Below are 213 nucleotides of genomic sequence, written 5' to 3' on the forward strand. Positions count from 1 at the left end.
GACCAGCCAGCAGTTCACAGTCTGATTTCATCAACCTGTTGTTTGACCGGCCACTGTTGCTGCTGATCGTCACCATGCTCGTCAGCTCACCGCTGCTGCTTTGGCTGGCATGGAGCCTGGCGAAACCGGCGCGTAAGTTGAAAAACGCGGCGGATGAGGTGGCACAGGGTAACCTGCGTCAACATCCGGAGCTGGAAGCCGGTCCGCAGGAGT

The 213-nt window shown here is 58.7% G+C and carries 1 protein-coding gene; it reads left to right on the forward strand.

Annotated features, from left to right (window positions below):
* Positions 1–213 (forward strand): HAMP domain-containing protein (locus FDX22_RS27395; protein ID WP_146718067.1); only part of this gene is annotated, 213 nt, incomplete at both ends.

The sequence above is a fragment of the Citrobacter sp. TBCS-14 genome (genome assembly GCF_005280805.1).
GTDB lineage: Bacteria > Pseudomonadota > Gammaproteobacteria > Enterobacterales > Enterobacteriaceae > Citrobacter > Citrobacter gillenii.